Here is a 19,079-nt window from a genome sequence, read left to right on the forward strand (position 1 = left end):
TCAGGACTTTTTTACTTTGTAATGGAAACCGATCAATAACAATGGAAGCGCCAAACAAATGGTGAAATCGAGGTATGGCCAGTAATTGGTCACCAAGTCGCTGAAGTAGGTAATATCTGGGAAAGAGACAAGGGATGAGACGACTAGGATCATGCCGATCGGCAGGCTTGCCACTTTCGGGTCGCTCAGTTTTGTCAAATTGGCAATCCCATACATCAGGGCATAATAATTAAGAACCGTCTTGAAATAGGTTGTAACAATCCACATAATCGCAAGCATGGCCTCGATCCGTTCCAAAAAATTGCCGATGCTGATTTTTTTCGCCAGCGAATATGCAGGGTAAATCTGGTTAGCCGTAACGGGGGCTCCGAGCACGGCAATCGTCAGTACGATCATAATTTCTAGCGTAATCCCTCCGATAAGCGTCCCCACCAACATACTTTTCTGAATCCGCTTGACATTATTTACAGAAGGCAGGATAACTAGGAAACTGACGAGTTCAACGAATGGAAACGTAGTGGTCGTAATCGAGCCGTAGACGATTGTTTTCCATTTCGTATGCAAGACAGGGTAGAGATTTTCCCAGTCGATGGCCGGCATTAAACAGAGAGCCAGAACACAATACATAAGAAGGAAATAGGGAAAAAGAAGTTCCCCCAAACGAGCGATAGTCTCGATCCCAAGACGAGCTCCTAAGATAACGACTCCAAGAAATAAAAGGATTATCGAGTGAATGGGGGTTTCGGGCATGATTTGTACCGTCATAAAATCGCCCATCTCCCTTATCTGAGCAGAAACCATTATAAAGAAATAGTAGGTAAGCAGCAGAGCGATGCACATCCCACCCCATTTGCCAAGCAGCTTAGAACTGTATTGATACACGTTTAATCCAGGATTCTGCTTGCCTAACCAGGCAAACATCATTGCGAAGAGCAGGCCAATCAGTAAGCCCGCCAAACCGGAAATCCACGCATCTTCTTTCGCGATCATAGCTGGGATCGACGGCAGAACCAGAATGGAATCGCCAATCGTATAGAGAGTTACGAGAACGGCCAGCTGCCGATTATTGATTTTTTCTTGGCCCTGCATCATCATCACCTGCCAATCGTTCTATATTTATTGCGAATCCACGTGAGTGCGAGGAGGAATAAGGGGAGACCGACCTGGAAAGGGAGATGGAGATAGGTCGGAACGGTTTTTAATCCTATTTCGATATGCTCGACGAAGTTGTCCGCCATTGTGATGGAGCAAATAAACATTTGCAGCCCCAGGGACCATGCGAGCTCTTTTCTTCTTTCGAGTTGGAATAGCTCAATCAACCCTGCGAAACAGGCATACAGGAAGGTTGTAATTTTAAAAAATACCCCTATGATCAACGTGATGATTGCTATCACTTCCAGTCTTTCGATAAATCCTCCTAATCTAATCTTGCCTAATGTTTTCAGCAAGGGAAACGTAGAGTTCTCCGCACCGAATACCGATAAAACACTGATATTGACTGCAATGATGAAGCTCAGAATCAGACCGCTTATCACAATGGAAACAAGTCCGATCTTTCGAGCCAATAAAGTATTGTTCAAGTGAGGAAGGAGCATCGAAAAGACGATGGTTTCCCCGAAAGGAAAAGTCAAGGTAAGTGGGAACGCCGTTGCGAGCACTGGTTTCCAGCCGTTCTCCAAAGAGGGCTTCAGATTCTCCCAATGAATGACGTCCGATGCGGCAAGAAGAACAGCCGCCAGCAAGCCCAACATGGAAATAAATGTAAGGAGCAGTTCTCCAACCCTCCCGATTGTTTCGATCCCGAGTAAGCAAGCGTACACGACAGGGATGACCATCGTCAAAAGGGCGATAGGCATTGGCGTCAGAGGTAGAATGGAGCTTAGCAGCAAATCACCGAAATCCCTCAATACTCGTGAAGCAATGTAGAGAAAATAACCCAAATACAAGCAAGCGACCGCTGTTCCTATTTTTTTGCCTAAAAGGATCTGTAAATAACCGACCAGAGAGTGATGAGCATGAACCCGGAATAAGTGCTCGTATATGAGAAACAGGATTAGGCCTGCCAACATCCCGATGAGAATAGCCAGCCATGCGTCTTGTTTGGCTTGCATGCCCAATCCCACGACAACGGCACTGCCCATTTCGAATAACAGCATCAGCGCAACGAGTTCCGCACCATTGATTTTCACCTTATCCAAACGTTCCGCTCCTTTCTCCTTTGTTATTGTTCGAGCAAGGTTTTAACCACTTCATAAACAGGTTTGTAAACGATGATAATCAATCGAGAAGGGTTCGGCAGCTTGAAATTCGTTGCAAACTCAATGATGCTTAAAGCGGTGCCGGCAAGCAGCATCAGATAGAAGACAATAAGGTCTTTCTTCTGCTGCGTTCTTCTCAATGCCGGTGCTTCAACAACCAGGCAGGCTAACGATGCGGTGCATATCCCAGCTACTATGATCCACAAATTGGCTCACTCCTTCATTTGCTGAAAGATGGAGTTCGTCACGGTTCCCACTCTGCGAATTTGGAAGTCCGATTTCACCTGTACAGCCGTTTTCGGGAATTCATCTTCCCAATTTTTCTTGACCAGATCCCAATCTTTAGGGTTTGATCGTCTTATTGTATCCCCGAACCCGAAAATATCGGATTTGTAGGTTGTCTGAGCCACGGCAAGGGTATGTTTCACGATTTTCTGTATTCGTTCATTGGCTATTTTCTCTAATTGATCAATTGTTTCTGGCTTCTTAAGATCAGCTGCACATTGTACCTCACCGATATTTCCTTCACTGTGGATCTCGATTGTAATTTCCGGATGACCTTCCACAACCCTGCCTGTCATTTTGGTTTTGGATCGAATGGTCTCCAAATTCATTACACCTCCTTCGGGACAGGTAATCGGACCAACGGTCGAGTCCACCTTATCGGTTATGTAGGAATATCCCTTGCTGTCTGTTTCATCTAACCATCCGATCAATTTATCCTTCTTGAAAACAGCCAAACCGGCATACCTGATTCTTGCATTAGGTTCTGTAATAGCGATGTTTTTAACGGTTTTCGTCATGGTTCCGACCATTCTGACTGTGGTAAGCACGGGATTTCTCCCCTCTCGGACCAGATCGTTAAGGACTTTATCAAGTGTAATAGTCGTTGTAGGGGCCCATACTTTTCCGGATTCAGTTAACGAAGTGAACAACTTATTGGACGGGACTTCTTCGATAGGTGTCAGCACCTTCAAGATGTCTTCAGCCGGCGAACCCATGGCGACAACGATGAAAAAATCCGTCCTCATCTCATGATTCCTAGATAGAAAGTCCAGAACCGGAGCAAACCCTTCTTTCGCCAAGTTTTCTCCCAGAATGAGAACACGGAGATGGGATAAGTAGAGCCTCCGGGGACTTTCTTCGGTAATTCTTCTTAAAGCTTCATAAATGGTTTTGCCTGAGGACTGATATACGGTCACGGGAGCCTGGCCGCCGCTTCCCTGTTTGGAGGCAACTTCTCGGGGCACGACAACTTGAGCGGTAATACGGTAACCGTCACCGAGTTTATCGATCCCCAGCCCCATATTGATAGCAAGTTCATTCATTTCTCTGCGATTCCAGCAGCCTGAGAGCATCACCGCGAAGCATGCAGTCAGCGAAATAAATAACAGCTTACGTTTGAGCATACGATTTCCTCCTTAACGTCAGACGGAACCTCTGGATTTCGGATGAGGAGCCGGTTCTTCCCGGATCGTATTTGTTTGGTTGATTAAACGCGGTCGCTTGCGCTGCATCCAACGAGGCAGCCTGAAGAGAGCGTCATCCTGATCACTTGGAATGAACGGAGCAAATGGACTCATATAGGGAACACCAAAGGAACGCAAGCTGCACATATGCAAAAGCAAGGTTAAGGTACCGATCGTAACGCCGTACAGGCCGAAGGATGCGGCTAAACCCATCAGGATAAACCGCAGCATACGTATCGTAATGGATATGTTATAAGAAGGAAGGACGAAGCTGGAAATTGCCGTAATTGCAACAACGATGACCATAGCTGCTGAAACAATTCCTGCTTCCACTGCCGCTTGCCCGATAACCAGGGAACCTACGATGGAGATCGCTTGTCCAACGGTTTTGGGCATGCGGATACCGGCTTCCCGCAATATCTCAAATGTTATTTCCATCATTAAGGCTTCAATAAAAGCGGGGAATGGGACCCCCTCCCGCTGTGCTGCCAAGCTCATAAGCAGCCTGGTTGGCAGCATTTCCTGATGAAATGTTGTGATGGCGATATAGAGTGAAGGAGCACTAAGAGCAATAAAAAGAGCGAAGATTCGAATGAAACGGATTAAGGTGCTGATATCTGCCCGCTGATAATGATCCTCCGCTGCTTGATAGAATTGGACGAATAATGCGGGGACCAGAAGAACGAAAGGAGTGCCGTCCACCAAGATCGCGACGCGTCCTTCCAGAAGTCCTGCAGCGATCACATCCGGCCGCTCCGAATTGAATACAGTCGGAAATGGCGTCCACTTCTTATCTTCGATCATTTCCTCGATATAACTGCTCTCAAGAATGCCGTCTATCTGAATCCTTCCGAGACGGGAGCGAACCTCTTCCACAATTTTGTCATTAGCTAAACCATGAATATACATGATCGCAACGTTTGTTTTGGTATATTGACCGAGCGATATGCTTTCCAGCCAGAGGTTCCGGTCTTTGATCTTTCGGCGAAGTAAAGAGGTATTGGTCCGCAGATTCTCCGTGAAGGCTTCTTTCGGCCCGCGTACGACGGATTGTGCGCTTGACTCACTGACGCCTCGATCCTCCCACTGGCTCATGTTGATCGATAAGGCCTGGGATATGCCTTCAATAAGCAAGATGACCTGGCCGGACAGGAGAAAATGGATTAACGCTTCATGATCCTGAACATCCTTAATCGCTCCCACCGTGAGGACCTGTTCCTTGAGTCCAGAGAATAAAGTGTCATCCGAATAGCAAAGCAGGTCCACTTCCCGTGGGCCAATATGATTCATTAGAGGCGTAATGACGAATTCTTGAACCGAATTCTTATCCGTTAAGCCATCCGTATAAAGAAGGCATACCTGGATTTGTCCGTCAGGGCCTGCACGAAATGTTCTGGAGACAATATCATCGCTATTTCCTGTTGACTCGAGAATATAGCTCAAGTTTTCTGTAATTGAATCGGACAAGGGCTGTGTCATCGGGGAATCGTCCTCAATTGGATATTATTCGTGTTATAATCCCCTATATTATCCATTTTATTCCTAGGACTCTAAGTGTCGCTTTCAAAAACCATGTCCGAAAATGGCCAGACCTTTTCGCGCAGCATGGTATAATAAAACCAGGTCAGGAAAGGGGTGATTAGATGACGGATAACAAAGATGCTCTGTATGCAGCGTTCAAGGCAAAAGACGCACGTTTCGACGGACGTTTTTTTGTAGGCGTATTGTCAACGGGAATTTATTGCCGCCCTGTATGCAAGGCCAAGCAACCGAAGCCGGAAAACTGCACGTTTTATGGAACTGCAGCGGCAGCGGGCAAAGTTTAGCGGAATTAGCCGGGCGACTTGGTTGTACGGACCGACATTTGCGGCGCGTTTTTGCAGCAGAGTATCACGTGTCGCCGATTCAGTATTTGCAAACCTGCAGATTGCTCCTTGCCAAAAACCTGCTCACAGACACAGATTTGTCGGTACTGGAAGTTGCGATGGCGGCGGGCTTTGGCAGCTTGCGCCGTTTCAACGGCCTTTTTAAAAAACAGTATAAGCTTTCGCCCACGGCCTTACGAAAACGGAATGCAGAAGAAAAAAAGCATAAAGACAACATAACTTTATCATTAAGCTACCGTCCGCCTTATCTTTGGGACGAAATGCTGCATCTTCTGGCCGGACGCACAATAGCTGGAATTGAAGCAGTAAAAAACGGCGAATACATGCGTACCGTTCATATGGTAAACGCTGATGGAAAGCCTATCTATGGTTGGGTGCGGGTGGGGCATGATCCTAAAAGGCATGCATTGAGCGTAACCGTAAGCGATACTTTACTGCCGGTACTGCCGCAAGTACTTGCACGGATCCGACATCTGTTTGACTTGTATTGCGACCCGGGTGCGGTGCACGAAACACTTCGGGTAATGAACGATATACAACCCGGTCTTTGTGTTCTGGGAGCCCGCGTGCCGGGGTGCTTCAATGCGTTTGAAATGGCAGTGCAGGCGGTGCTGGGACAGCAAATTACAGTGAAAGCGGCAAGCACATTGGCATCCAGAATTGTCCAAACTTACGGCATGCCGATCCAAACCTCGATTGAGGAATTGACCCACATTTTTCCTTTACCCGAAGATCTATTGTCTTTAGAAGGAGCGATTGAAGATCGCTTCGGCGTATTAGGTGTTACCGCTGTACGGTCAAACACGATTTATGAACTGGCACGAGCATTCGTACAGGGGGAAATTGATTTTGACCTCCCGGCCCAGCCGGAGGAAGAGATGACGAAGCTGATGGCGATTCGCGGTATCGGAAGCTGGACAGCGCAGTACATCGCTATGCGTGCAATGGAATGGCCGGACGCATTCCTTGAGACAGATGCGGGTCCCTACACCTCAGAGGAATTACTGAAAATGGCGGAAGCATGGCGGCCGTGGCGCAGTTATGCCACTATCAACCTTTGGAACGCGCTATAAGGAGGCAGGAACATGTATTATCAGACAACCTACCCGTCACCACTAGGAATCATTACACTCGCAGCGGATGGATGCGGCCTTGTTGGCACATGGATTGAGGGGCAAAAGTATCACGGGGCAACTATACCTGAAGGGGCGATCGTGTGTGGTGACCTGCCGATATTCGATACCGTAAAAAAATGGCTGAACCAATACTTTGCGGGCGAGAAGCCCGACATTTCAGCATTGCCGCTCCGTCCCATTGGCAGCGGGTTCCGTCAAGAGGTATGGAGCATTCTATGTGAAATCCCATACGGCGAGGTGATCACCTACGGCGACATTGCAAAAAAAATGGCGGCAAGGATGAACAAGGAAAGCATGTCAAGCCAAGCGGTTGGAGGAGCTGTTGGGCATAATCCGATTTCAATCCTCATTCCCTGCCATCGGGTTGTAGGTTCAAACGGCAGCTTGACGGGGTACGCCGGGGGTGTTCATAAAAAGGTGAAATTGCTTGAGTTGGAGGGTGCCGATATGTCGGGGCTGTATGTGCCTACAAGAGGTACAGCCCTTTGATGTTGATAAGACGGCTTAAAGCTATTCAAGCAGCCTTATATAATCTTCATGCTTACTCGCTGTTTCCCTGTACGTGCCGGGAGACATGCCCATCATTTTGTGAAACACCTTGCCGAAATAGCCGGCATCGTGAAAGCCGCAACGAAACGCGATTTCCTTAATCGTAAGATGGGGTTTTTGCAGCAGCTCGGCGGCTTTTTCTATTCGTCGATTACGCAGATAATCCATGGTACTGACATGATAATACAGGGGAAACATTTTGCATAAATAGTATTTGTTAAGTCCGGCAACCTCAGCCAATTGATCTAAGGAAAGGTCCGAACCGTAATGATGATCGATATGTCCTGCAACCGTACGGTAAGCAGCCGGTATGTCCTGAAAGGCAACGGCCTCTCTGCTGTGAAGAAATCGCTGAAGAGACAGCAGCCATTCATAGATGCGCAGTGAAAGATCGAACCGGTCACCTATTTGTTTACGGTTTACATCCTCGTATAATTGCCAGAGCAATGTAATCGGCGCAGCTTCCGGATGGATAGCGAGGATGCTGCTGTCCAGCCCCATCACCTCTTGGCGCAGGTTCTCCCCCTTGATGCCCTCGAAACGAATCCATATAAATTCCCATTGCTCCGCTGCCGCCGGGTTAAACCAGTAGGCGTGGTCACTGGGGATTTGGACCCATAGAGCCTGATGCCTGCCTACCTCCATTTGTTCCTCGCCGATTCGCAGCATACCAGCACCTTTAAGCGTATATTGAAAAATGAAGCCGGCTCCTTCGCGTTTCATTCCATCCCACTGATAATTCTCATCGTGTGTGATTTCATGACCGATGGACACGAGTTTAAATAGGTTGTTATCTTCGGTGGACGTATATCGAAACCCAAATGATCTATCCACAATTTTTTACCACTCCTTTTCAAAATGTTCCTATTTTTCGTTCCTTGTAAAGGAGATATACTCGATTTATTGGAAAATATTTTACCACATTGGGGTGTGTTTCTCTATGTTGAAATCGAAGTGGTTGAAGGATGGCTACGTCGTAATCGAGGGGTCGCAAGTAAAAGCCGGTAACGCAGCTATTGAACGCGTATGGGCTTTTGAAGATGGAGGACTGCTAAGCAGGTCTATCTATGATAAAAAGAATCAAATCGAATGGTTGTCTCCTGCCGGCAGAAAACCGATGTTTCAATTCCCATGGCTGTCATCTGCCGCAAAAGTAACGGATGCTCGGGTTAATGCTTATGAAGACGATGATCATGGCATCTCCAAGCCGTATTTGCGGGCGGATGTGGACATGAACTTGGATCATGGCGACGGAGGGTTGGTTGTCCGTCTAACGATTAAAATATACCCGGGGGCCTCTTTTATTCGTCACGAATTTACGGTACGATCCGGTTATCGGGCATCCATTCGCGAGATTGAAGCCGCTCCTTCATTCATAGCCTGGATACAGCCGGATCGCAAGCCGAATGAGGATGCTGCAGGAGATGAGCTTCAATTAGATGACAATAATCAAGACCGTGGGAGAGCCGGGGGAGACTATTGCGACTTGCTGCCCCTTCAGCATTTGCATTGTCGGTGGGAAACGGTAAGCTTCCGTGATCAAACCGATACCCATAATAATCTGATTAGCAAAGATAATGGCTTGATGTATGTGAATGAACAGCTCGGTATACGCGGCAACCTGCTTAGGCTCCAATCGACGCTTCACGACGGCGGATTACTGATGATGAAGGAAGGTCCTACTCCGTTAGGGGATTTACAGCCGGCGTGTATGGATTTTTATTTTCACGGTAAAAGCCTTTCCGTCCAAGGCTCAGGCATCACGCAGGAGGATGTGGCGTCAGGGGAACCTGTAACGAGTTACGGAACCATGGTCGGGGTTTATGATGGCAATGGTTATAACAGCCTACGGCTCTTGAATGATTACCACAGAAATCTTCGACAGTATAGGCCGGAGAGAGACAGCTTTCTGATGAGCAATACATGGGGCGACCGTTCCAAAGACAGCGCATTGCATGAAGGCTTCCTATTGAAAGAACTGCAGGCAGCTTCTAATCTCGGTCTTACCATGATGCAAATCGATGACGGCTGGCAAAAAGGGATCACCTGCAATTCCGTGAATGCCGTGTCTGGAGGCGGGCTTTGGAGCGATTATTACAGTGGCGATGGGGAATTCTGGCAAGTCCATCCTGAACGTTTTCCTAATGGATTGTCACCGATTGTGGCAGCGGCTGATGAACGGGGGGTTAAGCTCGGATTATGGTTTTCACCGGACTCTTCCGATCATTACGTCAATTGGGAGAAGGACGTTGCCACTTTGCTCCAGCTGCATGACAAGTATGGGATCGCGGCCTTTAAATTAGATGGCATAGACATTCGATCCAAGCTTGGAGAAACGAAACTGCTGAATATGATGCGTCAGGTCGTAAAAGCCACGGGAGGCGAGGTGGTACTTAATATTGATGCGACGGCGCAACAACGGTTGGGGTATTTCGGACAAACCCATTATGGAACGATATTCCTTGAAAATCGCTATACGGATTGGGGCAATTATTATCCGCATTGGACGCTGCGCAATTTGTGGTTGCTAATGCCGTACATCCCTGCAGACAGATTGCAAATGGAGTACTTGAATGTCTCGCGGAATAGAGATAAGTATATGGAGGATCCCTTAGCTCCTTATCATAGCGGACAGGCATATGCTTTTATGGTTGCCGCCTTTACCAATGCTTTGGCCTGGATGGAGACATCAGGGTTGGATGCCTTGCAGTCGGCTTCGTTAGCCAAAGTGATTGAAGCCGTCAAGCCTCATCATCCCGCCATATTGGGAGGGCATGTTCTACCCCTAGGCGAGGAGCCGTCGGGGACTTCCTGGACGGGGCTTCAAAGTATAACAGATCCGTATAGCGGATATTTGCTTATCATTCGGGAGAAACATCAGGCCTCGCAGGATGCGATGGAGCTTTGGGGCGTAGAGCGTAGTGCCACGCTTAGCCTTAAGGAGATCATTCGCATGGAGGAGAAGGATGTCGTCATGGCGAACCAAAGTGAAGAAATTGTGCAGGTACAGGCGGACGCGAGCGGTAAATATCCTTTCGTTCTTTCGGCGCCCTTCTCGTTTGTGCTCTATCGCTATCAGCTCACAGAGTAAGTAGTCTTCAATCTGAGCACCGATAGACCCAACTAATTCCCGGCTGCCATAGTCTAACCTCTTAGAGTGTGCAAGAAAATAATCTAGTTGGAATTCCAAGGGAGGACCAGAATGAAAAACGTAATCATTAGCAATGTTCAGCTAGTTGCGGAGAATCGGATTGTACGCGAGGCTGAAGTTTGGATCCAAGATGGGTACATCCAAATGATAAAGGAAGCAAGTGATTATCCGGAAGACCCCTTTAAGTCGGATTATGAGCAGTTGGATGGAAAAGGACACCTGTTAATCCCCGGAATGATAGACGTGCATATTCATGGAGCTAACGGATTTGACATGATGGATGGAACGGAGGAGAGTATTCAAGCGGTTTCACGCGCTTGCGCTTCAACGGGATGCACGTCATTCTTAGTAACGTCTGTAACATCAACATTAGAGGATTTGTATGCGATGATTCGCAGCGTGAAGAAGGTAATAGGGCATGAAGCCGGAGCCAAAATCGCTGGTATTCATTTGGAGGGACCCTACCTGAATCCGAAACGGAAAGGCATGCAGAATGAGAAGTATCTCCGACATCCGGATCTAGAGGAAATGCGCAAAATCTTGGATGAAGCGGACGGTCTTATTAAAATGGTTACACTCGCACCCGAGCTGCCGGGCGGCATGGAGCTTATCTCCTTTCTGAAGGATCAAGGAATCGTTATTGCCTTGGCTCATTCCGACGCTACCTATGAAGAGGCCAAGTCGGCCTTTGCTGCGGGAGCCAGTCATGTGACGCATTGTTTCAACGGAATGCGCCCGATTCATCACCGCGATCCGGGATTGATCGTGGCTGCCTTCGAAGAGCAGCATGTCAGTCTTCAAGCCATCGTAGATAGGGTGCACCTGCATCCCGCGATTATCCGGCTTATGCATCGTATCAAGGGACCGTCGGGGATGGTATTGATCACCGATGCACTTCAAGCGATGGGACTCGGGGATGGGACATACCGTTTTGGCGGTCATGAGGTCATGGTATCGGAAGGCGTCGCTCGCCTGAAAGACGGAACGTTGGCCTCAAGCACGGTGACGATGAATGAAGCATTACACCATACCGTTCAGACAGGTATTCCGCTTGTTGATGCTGTGCAAATGGCTGCTGCCTCACCAGCTGAAATTCTAGGCTTATGCCAAATTGGATCAATCAAGCCGGGATATTTCGCTAATTTGGTTCTATTGAACGAGAAGTATGAGGTTCAATGGACGATGATTGAAGGGCGGATCATTTAAATTGATTTTTTCTGAACGACATTGAAGGCAGTATTTTTTCCATCATTGACATGAATGATTCCGGGAATGATCCGATCAGAAGAAGCACCTCGCGGAAGAATCCACGAACACCGAGCACTATTTGTGCACCATCGGGATGACCGAGGCGCAGCTTCAAGCGCTGAAGGCGCGCAGGGTCGGCTAAGGAAGACGGGAATTGAATGAATAAGGAGCTAAGCGGCTTGTTTGCGCTTAGCTCCTTTTTTAAGAAGAATGGAGCCGATTACTAACAGAGGATGTATTCCAGGTGAATTATCGACATGTGGTATTTACGATCGATGAAGGGCTGTGGAATGTTCTTTTATTTCATAGAAAAATGTTGAAAGAGTTCATGGACGAGGCCGTACGGATGATTAAAGAACAATTGAGAAGAAGCATAAGATCGGACCGTCAGGGCGATATTCCCTGGCGGTTTTTTCTTGATCTGCGGCGTGGCGTGGCTCTCTCGTTGAGGGAGCCGAGCTTGCTTGGTCAGCCGCAAAGCGTAACTGGAATTTCTCCCGTTATTCGCGAGAAAATTAGCCCAGTCGTACGAATAAAGGGAACTCCTCCCGTTAATTCATCCCTATTTCGCGTAAAGGCTGCGAGTACGGGTTGAATAACGGGAGGAATTCCTGTTATTCAGCATTCGAGGATCCGCCAGGCTGCATGTAACAGGAGAAATTCCCGCTATGGGCGGGACTCTCGGTAGAGGCTTGGCTCTCTAGGAGGAGCCGAGCTTGCTTATGCAGCAGGCTGTGGGCAAGGGACTGCAGCTTGAACAAACCGAAAAAAACACATACCACCGTAATAAACTCCATGGTGCGTTTCCAATATCAGGAATAGAGTGGAGGTATCCCGAGGGATAGATAACGCTCATGAAGGGGAGATGCCGCTTATTCGTACAATCCGCTGGAATTAGGTTTTAGAAGCTATTACAAGGAGGCTCTCTCTAGGATGCTCACACAGCAGGTTCTGAAGAAAGTTGTTAGCTCTATACTTGCAATTGCTATTATGCTTACGCTATTGAATCCTCTCGGTCTCACTGTAACCAAAGCTTACGCCATGCCGGGAGACGAGTTAGGTTTATTCGAAGTGAACGTAAATAAGCCGGTAAATGCGATAGTTGACGTACCGAATGCAGCCATTGGGATCTCATTGCCCTATGGTGCTTCTTATCAAATGCTAAACGTAACAACAAATCCGGGCGTTACGGCCGCTGTTTACAGAAGTGATGAAACGACAGTCATTCCTTTTGCGGTAAGCAATATCAATCCAGGTGATGCCAAACTGGATCAATTCTCGCCGAATGGAACATCGTTGTACTATTTGGTGCTAACCGATATAAATGACAGCAGCAGCAGCCGGAAGTATACCATTACGGTTACTGTAGATATGGAGCTGCCGGCGTCAATTGCAAACGCTATGGGACCTAATGACAAATATTCTCCGCTGAATATCAAAGCAGGCGAGCATGCATGGGACGTGCTGGGTGCTTCCAAAATCGGATTCGGCAGTACGACAGGTTCTATTGAGGGCCCTGGAAAAGCCTCATCTTACAGCGGGAAAGATTGGTTCGAATCGGTTTACGACCGCTCAGGCGACTATCCGGCGGCACAGACGGTTCCTGACTCCTGGCTGGGGGATAATATGTACCTGCAGCCAATCGGCAAAACGGATATGAATGCGCTAACGAAGTACGGAATTGAAAATAGCGCCGGTCTGGATAAGCTTGGCTCGGATATATTACGCTTCCATGAATTTGCGCCTTTCAAAACTCCGGAAGGGGTGAGCCGGGACGACGGTGACCGCGGTGCGGTAAACAGCGACCGACAGCGGCTCGAAATTAAGAGCAACACCAGCTCATCGAATATCGACGCCAACAGTGTGGGGGGGGACATCATGACCCATCATTGGAAGCTGATGCTCCCTTCGGAAACGATCAAGTATCAGATGGATGCCGCGCAGAAGGAAGCTGGTGACTTTATCGCGCCGCGTCGGTTCTTCCACATCTTCCAATTGAAGGCTATTGAAGGGAATGAGGCCGGGCAGCCGGTGACGACCCTTACTGTGGTTTCGGTTGATGGCAAAGGATACTTGGAATTTAGAAACAATCCCGACGGGGAAGCGGCAGACCGGATCAAGCCGCTGTTCACAATCCCGCTGGAACAGGTCGTGGACCGCTGGCTGGATATGGAGGTTACGATTCTAAGCGCCGATAAAGGCTATGTATATGGCAAGCTTGTCGATGTGGCGACGAATGCCGTGCTTTCGAGCGGGGGCATGACGGCTGAAACGTTGAGACGCCCTGAGGTTCTGAACCCGGTTACGGGTAAAAAGGAACGCGCCGATTTGCCTGCCGTAGCAGGCCAGCAGAACCGTTCCAAATGGGGGCTATACCGCGGTATGTACAACACGGTGAACGAATCGGTTTATGCCGATGAATTTCAGGCCGCCACGATGTATTTGTCCGATATTTACTTAATTAAAAGGGATGCATCGACGTATGTGTTCCCTGACGGCTGGAACCCGAACAGCCAGCCTAAGGATATCGTAGCATGGGCAAGGCCTAACGTTGTTTCCGGGGTGCCGGGCACCGTGTTCGATAACTTGGATTTGCCTGCACAGCTGGATGTGACGCTGAGCACGGGCAAAATCGAAAAGGTGAATGTTATATGGAGTCCTGAGGGCTATAGTTCAGAGGGAACGGGGAACTACAGAATCTATGGAGAATTTAACGGTACAGGCATCATGAATACCGCAAACATTCGGCCATATGTCGATGTCAATATTTCCGGAATCAAAAACTGGGCGGTAGCTCCCGGCGCGGAAATCAAGGTAGTTTCCCAAAGCGGAGGCTCAAAGAATAATTTTATCGATGGTCAGCCGGATACGTCTTGGCAGGCGCATAGCTCATTGGCAAAGACGGAAGGGTACCAGTACTGGGCTGCCGTCAAACTGGAAAAGAAAATCAAGATTAGCCAAATTCAGCTCGAATGGACCAGCAACAGCAAGTTCCTAAAGAATTACCAGCTATATTATACCAATGATGCTGCGGCATATGACGAGCTGATGGAAGGCACCACGTTGTCGGCCACCTCGTCAGCTACCAGGAAGCCGCTGTTAACCGAGCACGGGTCCGCTTGGACGATGATTCCCGGTGCCGGGAAAGCGACGGATTTGAGCAATAACGAAAAGGCCGATCTTACGCTGAACGAATCGGTGGATGCCCAATACGTGCTGCTTGTTGCCGATCTTACGCTAGATAATAATGCCGGCGGCATTAAAAGCAATGTGTTTAACATTATCGGGACGCCGGTTACTATTCCTACGGCGCCTGGTCCGATAAATCTATTGGATCCATCACGCTTTACACCGCAAGCAGGCGTGAACCTTAAGGTAAGCTCGGAGCATCCGGAGCATCCGGGTACAGACGCTTTGAAATCGGGTGGAGCCGGTTATTGGCGGAATTCCAGTTCCAACGTGTACAAGGAGAACTATGCGCCTTCTTCCTTGGCGTTAAGCCTCGACTTGGGGACTCCCAAGACGGTGGATAAGCTGTATCTGGAGATTCCTAATGCCATAGCCAATATTCAAAAGAATGCGACCAGATTCGAAGTCTATTACTCCAATGATCCTCAGTCTTGGGCTAGCGCGCCAACAGCTTCGGATACGGCCAACCATTACGACTGGGAAGGCAACGGCTGGAGGTTGGCAGGAGGAACAGAAACCGAAGGCATGTGGTCCAATGTAACTTACAACGGTCGGCAGTGGGGGTTCGATACCAAATCATTCTTATACCCGTTCACAGCCCGGTATGTGATGATCAACACGGTATTGGTCGGTCCCCGTGACCGCCGAGCCGACGAGAATCTTTCGGCCATGGGGCTGTCCGGATTGGCTATTTATGGAAAAGATCCAATTTCGAACGCAACGACGCTTACACCGTCCAAAGCTGTCTATAGCACATGGGATCAAACCGAGCCAATTAGCACTACGGTAAGCCTAGCCGGCGGGCAGACGGTTAAGGAAATAACCGATAGCCAAGGCAAAAAGCTTATTTTAAATACGGATTACAGGCTAACAGGCAATACAGTTAGTCTCGAGCCTTCATTCCTTGCCAAGCTGCCGCTGGGTACGAATGAGCTGATATTTCATTTCAATAACGGCTCCCCGTCTGTCTTTGCACTGGATGTGACGGCACGCGGGCACGGAGAGAACAGCAAGACCATCAAGATGAACGCCATTGGCGGAGTTTCGCCTTATAATGTTCTAGGCGGAGCCATGGGCACCGACGAACCGGTGGAAGGCGTGACCAAGAGGATTCGAGATGCTTATCACGCATATTATGGCGATCGTCCTGAGGCGACACTGGCGGATGATCATATTCAGAACGTTTGGGACAGCACCCTGCAGAGAAATGTGTTCAAGGTCATGGCCCAAGGCAGAGGCTTGAATAATGAATTCGAGGATAAAGTGCGTGACGGCGAATACGCTCACAAAGGTGTCTTTGACTGGGAAAAGGGCTATGTGGTCGGAGGCGCGGCCATCAACGACAGACAAAGAATCGAAATTCGTCCAAGCGAAGATTCGACCAAGGATTTTACGGCCTATGAGGGCGACATCGTTGCTTATCAATGGCTGTGGAATATTCCTGATGGAAACCAGTGGAACCAGCCTAACTTCAGACATATTTTCCAACTCAAAGCTACGAATGCCCAAGCTGCCGATACATTGGCGGGCGGTAACAGTGCCGGTGAGAACGGGGCTTATATTCTGGCCATGTCGATTACAGGCAAAGACACTAGAGAGCTTATCATAAATCATAACCGGTATGATGGCGATAAGACGCTGTTGAGAATTCCGTTAAAAGAAATCGGCAGCCACTGGATTAAGGTCGAGCTTAACGCATTGATTTCCGATTCCGGATGGTTGACGATTAAAATTACGGATACGGTTACCGGGAAGGTCTATACCTTCGACAGTCCGGACGTGTATCAAGTGTTTCCGAAACAAGGGGAAGGCGATGGTGTCAAAGACCTATGGAGAAGACCGGAAAGAACTGTCAAGGTCGGCAGTTCGAATGTCAATTTCGAGACTGAATATCCAGCCGCCTTCGATCAATATTTGCGTCCGAAGTGGGGGATTTACCGCAGTTCTAACGGAACGACCAACTCTGCCTATGACGCCGAGCTTCAGCTTGCCGATATCACGATATCCAAGCTGGCATCGGGTGTATCGTCCGCCAACCTCGCGCGGAATAAAAAAGCGTACAACGTAGGTTCGACGGAAGGTGCCAACGCGCTTCAGCTTGCATCCGTTCATGCCAATGTCTACGGCAATGCAAATAAACTGACCAACGGTGTCCTGGAAGACCCGATTGTAAGGGATGTTACGAACATTACCAGCCTGGATCAACTTGGAAATTACGTTTGGCTCGGTACGGACGGAGCTAGAAAGGGCAGCTTTGTGCTTGATCTCGGCCAAGCCATGGATTTCAGCCAAATCAGACTGTTCGCCAAATCCACCAGGCTGAAAGGCGCCATCGTCTCTGTATCCGATGATTTCAGCGACCATAACTCGGCTGCCGAATTGGATGCCATGACGTTCAAACAAACAGATCTCCGGACTACAGAAGGCTATACCTATGCAACAGGCAATCTGGATGGCGGAAATGAGACGACGGATGCATCCTATCCGATTAATCTTGGAAGAACCTATCATTCCCGATATATCAAGATTACGGTAGAGAACGCATCGGGCGGCCATACAGGCACGGATCTAACAGGACCTCCACGGCTAACCCAGGTTCAAGTGTTCAACGCGCCGATGCCTCCGCAGAATCTGAAAATAGCAGGCGACGGTTCGTCCGCCGTTCTAAAGTGGGATGCCAACGACCAGAGCGAAGGCTACACGGTGTATAACGGCCAAGCAATCGTGGCTGAATTGCCGGCAGGCTCGACTGGCTTTGTCTTACCGGCTGAATTATCCGGCGCAACCTCTATCTCGGTGAGATCCAAGGGGACGGACCCGTATTCCCGCAAATTTATGATATCGGCTCCAGCTTTCCCGGTGCTTTCGGCAGTCAATCCTGGATCGGGCGATTCCAAGGATACCCCGGCTTCACCGGGATCGGCAACGGCACCTGCACCGTCGAATAGCACCAATACGAATCCGGGCCGTATCGATCTTGCTAAGGACGCCATAGTAACGAAAGAGACAGCAGCCGATGGAAGTACGGTCATCAAAGTCGTCGTGGATCCGCAAAAACTGGAGAAAGCATTAGCTAATCCCGCTGTTCTTATCGAGGTGAAGGGTACCGACCCGGCCGTTCATGTGGAATTGTCAGGCAATGCCCTTCTCCAAGCGATCGATAAACAAAGCCATTTGATTATTCAAATGAACGGGATCCGCTACGAGCTTCCTGTTACTCTGTTCGCGGATATTCAGAAGGACTCCGTCGTAAACGTCTCGATAACGAAAGTAACCGGCAAGGCTGCAGCCGATGTGAACGGAGCGGTGAAGAGCCAGAATGCGAAGCAGGTGATTGCGGATCCGATCGAATTTACAATCACCGTTAACGGTTCAGAAATGCTGGATTTCGGCGGCGTTTATGTTGACCGCACCATGATGTTGGACCAAGCAGCTATTAATCCTGCCTATCTAACCGCCGTATGGGTAGATTCGCACAACCAGCTGCATTTTGTACCGGCTGTCATAATGACAAAGGACGGTTCCACCGAAATAACGATTCGTTCGCCGCACAACAGCGTATATACCGTCATCCAATCGGAGAAGTCGTTCAGCGATCTGCAAGGGCATTGGGCCCAAGCGGATATCGAGCTGCTTGCGAATAAATGGATACTTAACGGTATGACCGATCGTCAATTTGTTCCGGAAGCTAACGTAACGCGTGCCGAGTTTGCGGCTATGCTGGTTCGTTCGCTTGGCTTGGCGGAAACAAAGGATAACACGTTCCAGGATGTCCCAGCCGCCGATTGGTTCGCTGGAGCCGTAGGCGCAGCGTATAAAGCTGGATTGATTAATGGCTATGAAGACGGTACCTTCCAACCCAACGCACTTATTACGCGCGAACAAATGATTACGATGATGATGCGTGCGATGAAAGCCGGAGGTAAGGACATTCAGGCAGACCGCTCGGCATTGAGTAGATTTGCTGATCATACGGTAATAGGAGAATGGTCGAAGGATGCCGTTTCTCAAGCCCTGAAAGCCGGCCTTATCCAAGGCATGTCAGACACGGAATTCGCGGCGCTTGAGCCTGCTACTCGCGCACAAGCTGCTGTGATGTTGAGACGTGCGCTGCAGTCGCTGCAATTTATCAACTGATTGACCAACGACCGCCCCCGGGTTTCCGGAGGGCGGTTTTTGGATTCCATAAAAGT

At 48.9% G+C, this 19,079-nt stretch carries 12 protein-coding genes and 1 pseudogene; 7 read left to right on the forward strand and 6 right to left on the reverse strand.

Annotation, left to right across the window (positions count from 1 at the left end):
• The 5 genes from J2X61_RS13070 to J2X61_RS13090 are packed head-to-tail and all read right to left on the reverse strand — an operon-like array spanning position 1 to position 5,206.
• Complete coding sequence (locus J2X61_RS13070; protein ID WP_310188346.1) at positions 1-1,095, reverse strand: GerAB/ArcD/ProY family transporter; 1,095 nt, start codon at positions 1,093-1,095, stop codon at positions 1-3.
• Positions 1,095-2,189, reverse strand: a complete 1,095-nt coding sequence (locus J2X61_RS13075) for a GerAB/ArcD/ProY family transporter (protein ID WP_274470904.1) — start codon at positions 2,187-2,189, stop codon at positions 1,095-1,097. The genes J2X61_RS13070 and J2X61_RS13075 overlap by 1 nt, the downstream gene beginning before the upstream one ends.
• A 32-nt stretch (positions 2,190-2,221) precedes the next feature.
• On the reverse strand, positions 2,222-2,464 hold the full coding sequence (locus tag J2X61_RS13080) for a hypothetical protein (protein ID WP_274470279.1): 243 nt from the start codon (positions 2,462-2,464) through the stop codon (positions 2,222-2,224).
• A gap of 6 nt (positions 2,465-2,470) precedes the next feature.
• Complete coding sequence (locus J2X61_RS13085) at positions 2,471-3,667, reverse strand: Ger(x)C family spore germination protein (RefSeq protein WP_310188227.1); 1,197 nt, start codon at positions 3,665-3,667, stop codon at positions 2,471-2,473.
• An 18-nt stretch (positions 3,668-3,685) separates the two neighbouring features.
• Positions 3,686-5,206 (reverse strand): spore germination protein, encoded by a 1,521-nt coding sequence (locus tag J2X61_RS13090; RefSeq protein ID WP_274470277.1) that lies wholly within the window; start codon positions 5,204-5,206, stop codon positions 3,686-3,688.
• Between the two features lie 164 nt (positions 5,207-5,370).
• Between J2X61_RS13090 and J2X61_RS13095 the strand changes: the two genes are divergently transcribed.
• From J2X61_RS13095 to J2X61_RS13105, 3 genes are read left to right on the forward strand one after another with little or no spacing between them, the layout of a single operon-like run.
• Positions 5,371-5,553, forward strand: a complete 183-nt coding sequence (locus J2X61_RS13095) for an Ada metal-binding domain-containing protein (protein ID WP_310188229.1) — start codon at positions 5,371-5,373, stop codon at positions 5,551-5,553.
• Complete coding sequence (locus tag J2X61_RS13100; protein WP_310188232.1) at positions 5,481-6,686, forward strand: AlkA N-terminal domain-containing protein; 1,206 nt, start codon at positions 5,481-5,483, stop codon at positions 6,684-6,686. The genes J2X61_RS13095 and J2X61_RS13100 overlap by 73 nt, the downstream gene beginning before the upstream one ends.
• Before the next feature lie 12 nt (positions 6,687-6,698).
• Positions 6,699-7,238: a methylated-DNA--[protein]-cysteine S-methyltransferase gene (locus J2X61_RS13105; protein WP_310188233.1), complete on the forward strand. Its 540-nt coding sequence runs from the start codon at positions 6,699-6,701 to the stop codon at positions 7,236-7,238.
• Positions 7,239-7,259: 21 nt separating this feature from the next.
• Here J2X61_RS13105 and J2X61_RS13110 read toward each other — a convergent pair whose 3' ends face one another.
• Positions 7,260-8,132 carry an AraC family transcriptional regulator gene (locus tag J2X61_RS13110; protein WP_310188235.1) on the reverse strand — a complete coding sequence of 291 codons (873 nt, stop codon included), beginning with the start codon at positions 8,130-8,132 and terminating at the stop codon, positions 7,260-7,262.
• A gap of 106 nt (positions 8,133-8,238) precedes the next feature.
• On the opposite strand from J2X61_RS13110, the gene J2X61_RS13115 reads away from it, so the two are divergent.
• The 4 genes and pseudogenes from J2X61_RS13115 to J2X61_RS13130 all read left to right on the forward strand — a co-directional run bounded on the left by J2X61_RS13115 (position 8,239) and on the right by J2X61_RS13130 (position 19,023).
• Positions 8,239-10,389: an alpha-galactosidase gene (locus J2X61_RS13115; protein WP_310188237.1), complete on the forward strand. Its 2,151-nt coding sequence runs from the start codon at positions 8,239-8,241 to the stop codon at positions 10,387-10,389.
• Between the two features lie 111 nt (positions 10,390-10,500).
• A complete protein-coding gene (gene nagA, locus J2X61_RS13120) occupies positions 10,501-11,655 on the forward strand; it encodes an N-acetylglucosamine-6-phosphate deacetylase (RefSeq protein ID WP_274470271.1) in 1,155 nt (384 codons plus the stop codon).
• 247 nt (positions 11,656-11,902) lie between these two features.
• Positions 11,903-12,084: pseudogene (locus J2X61_RS36575) on the forward strand (IS91 family transposase); the annotation flags it as partial.
• A gap of 546 nt (positions 12,085-12,630) precedes the next feature.
• A complete protein-coding gene (locus tag J2X61_RS13130) occupies positions 12,631-19,023 on the forward strand; it encodes an S-layer homology domain-containing protein (RefSeq protein ID WP_310188241.1) in 6,393 nt (2,130 codons plus the stop codon).
• Positions 19,024-19,079: the final 56 nt, after the last annotated feature.

This window comes from Bacillus sp. 3255 (assembly GCF_031456485.1).
Taxonomy (GTDB): Bacteria; Bacillota; Bacilli; order Paenibacillales; family NBRC-103111; genus Paenibacillus_E.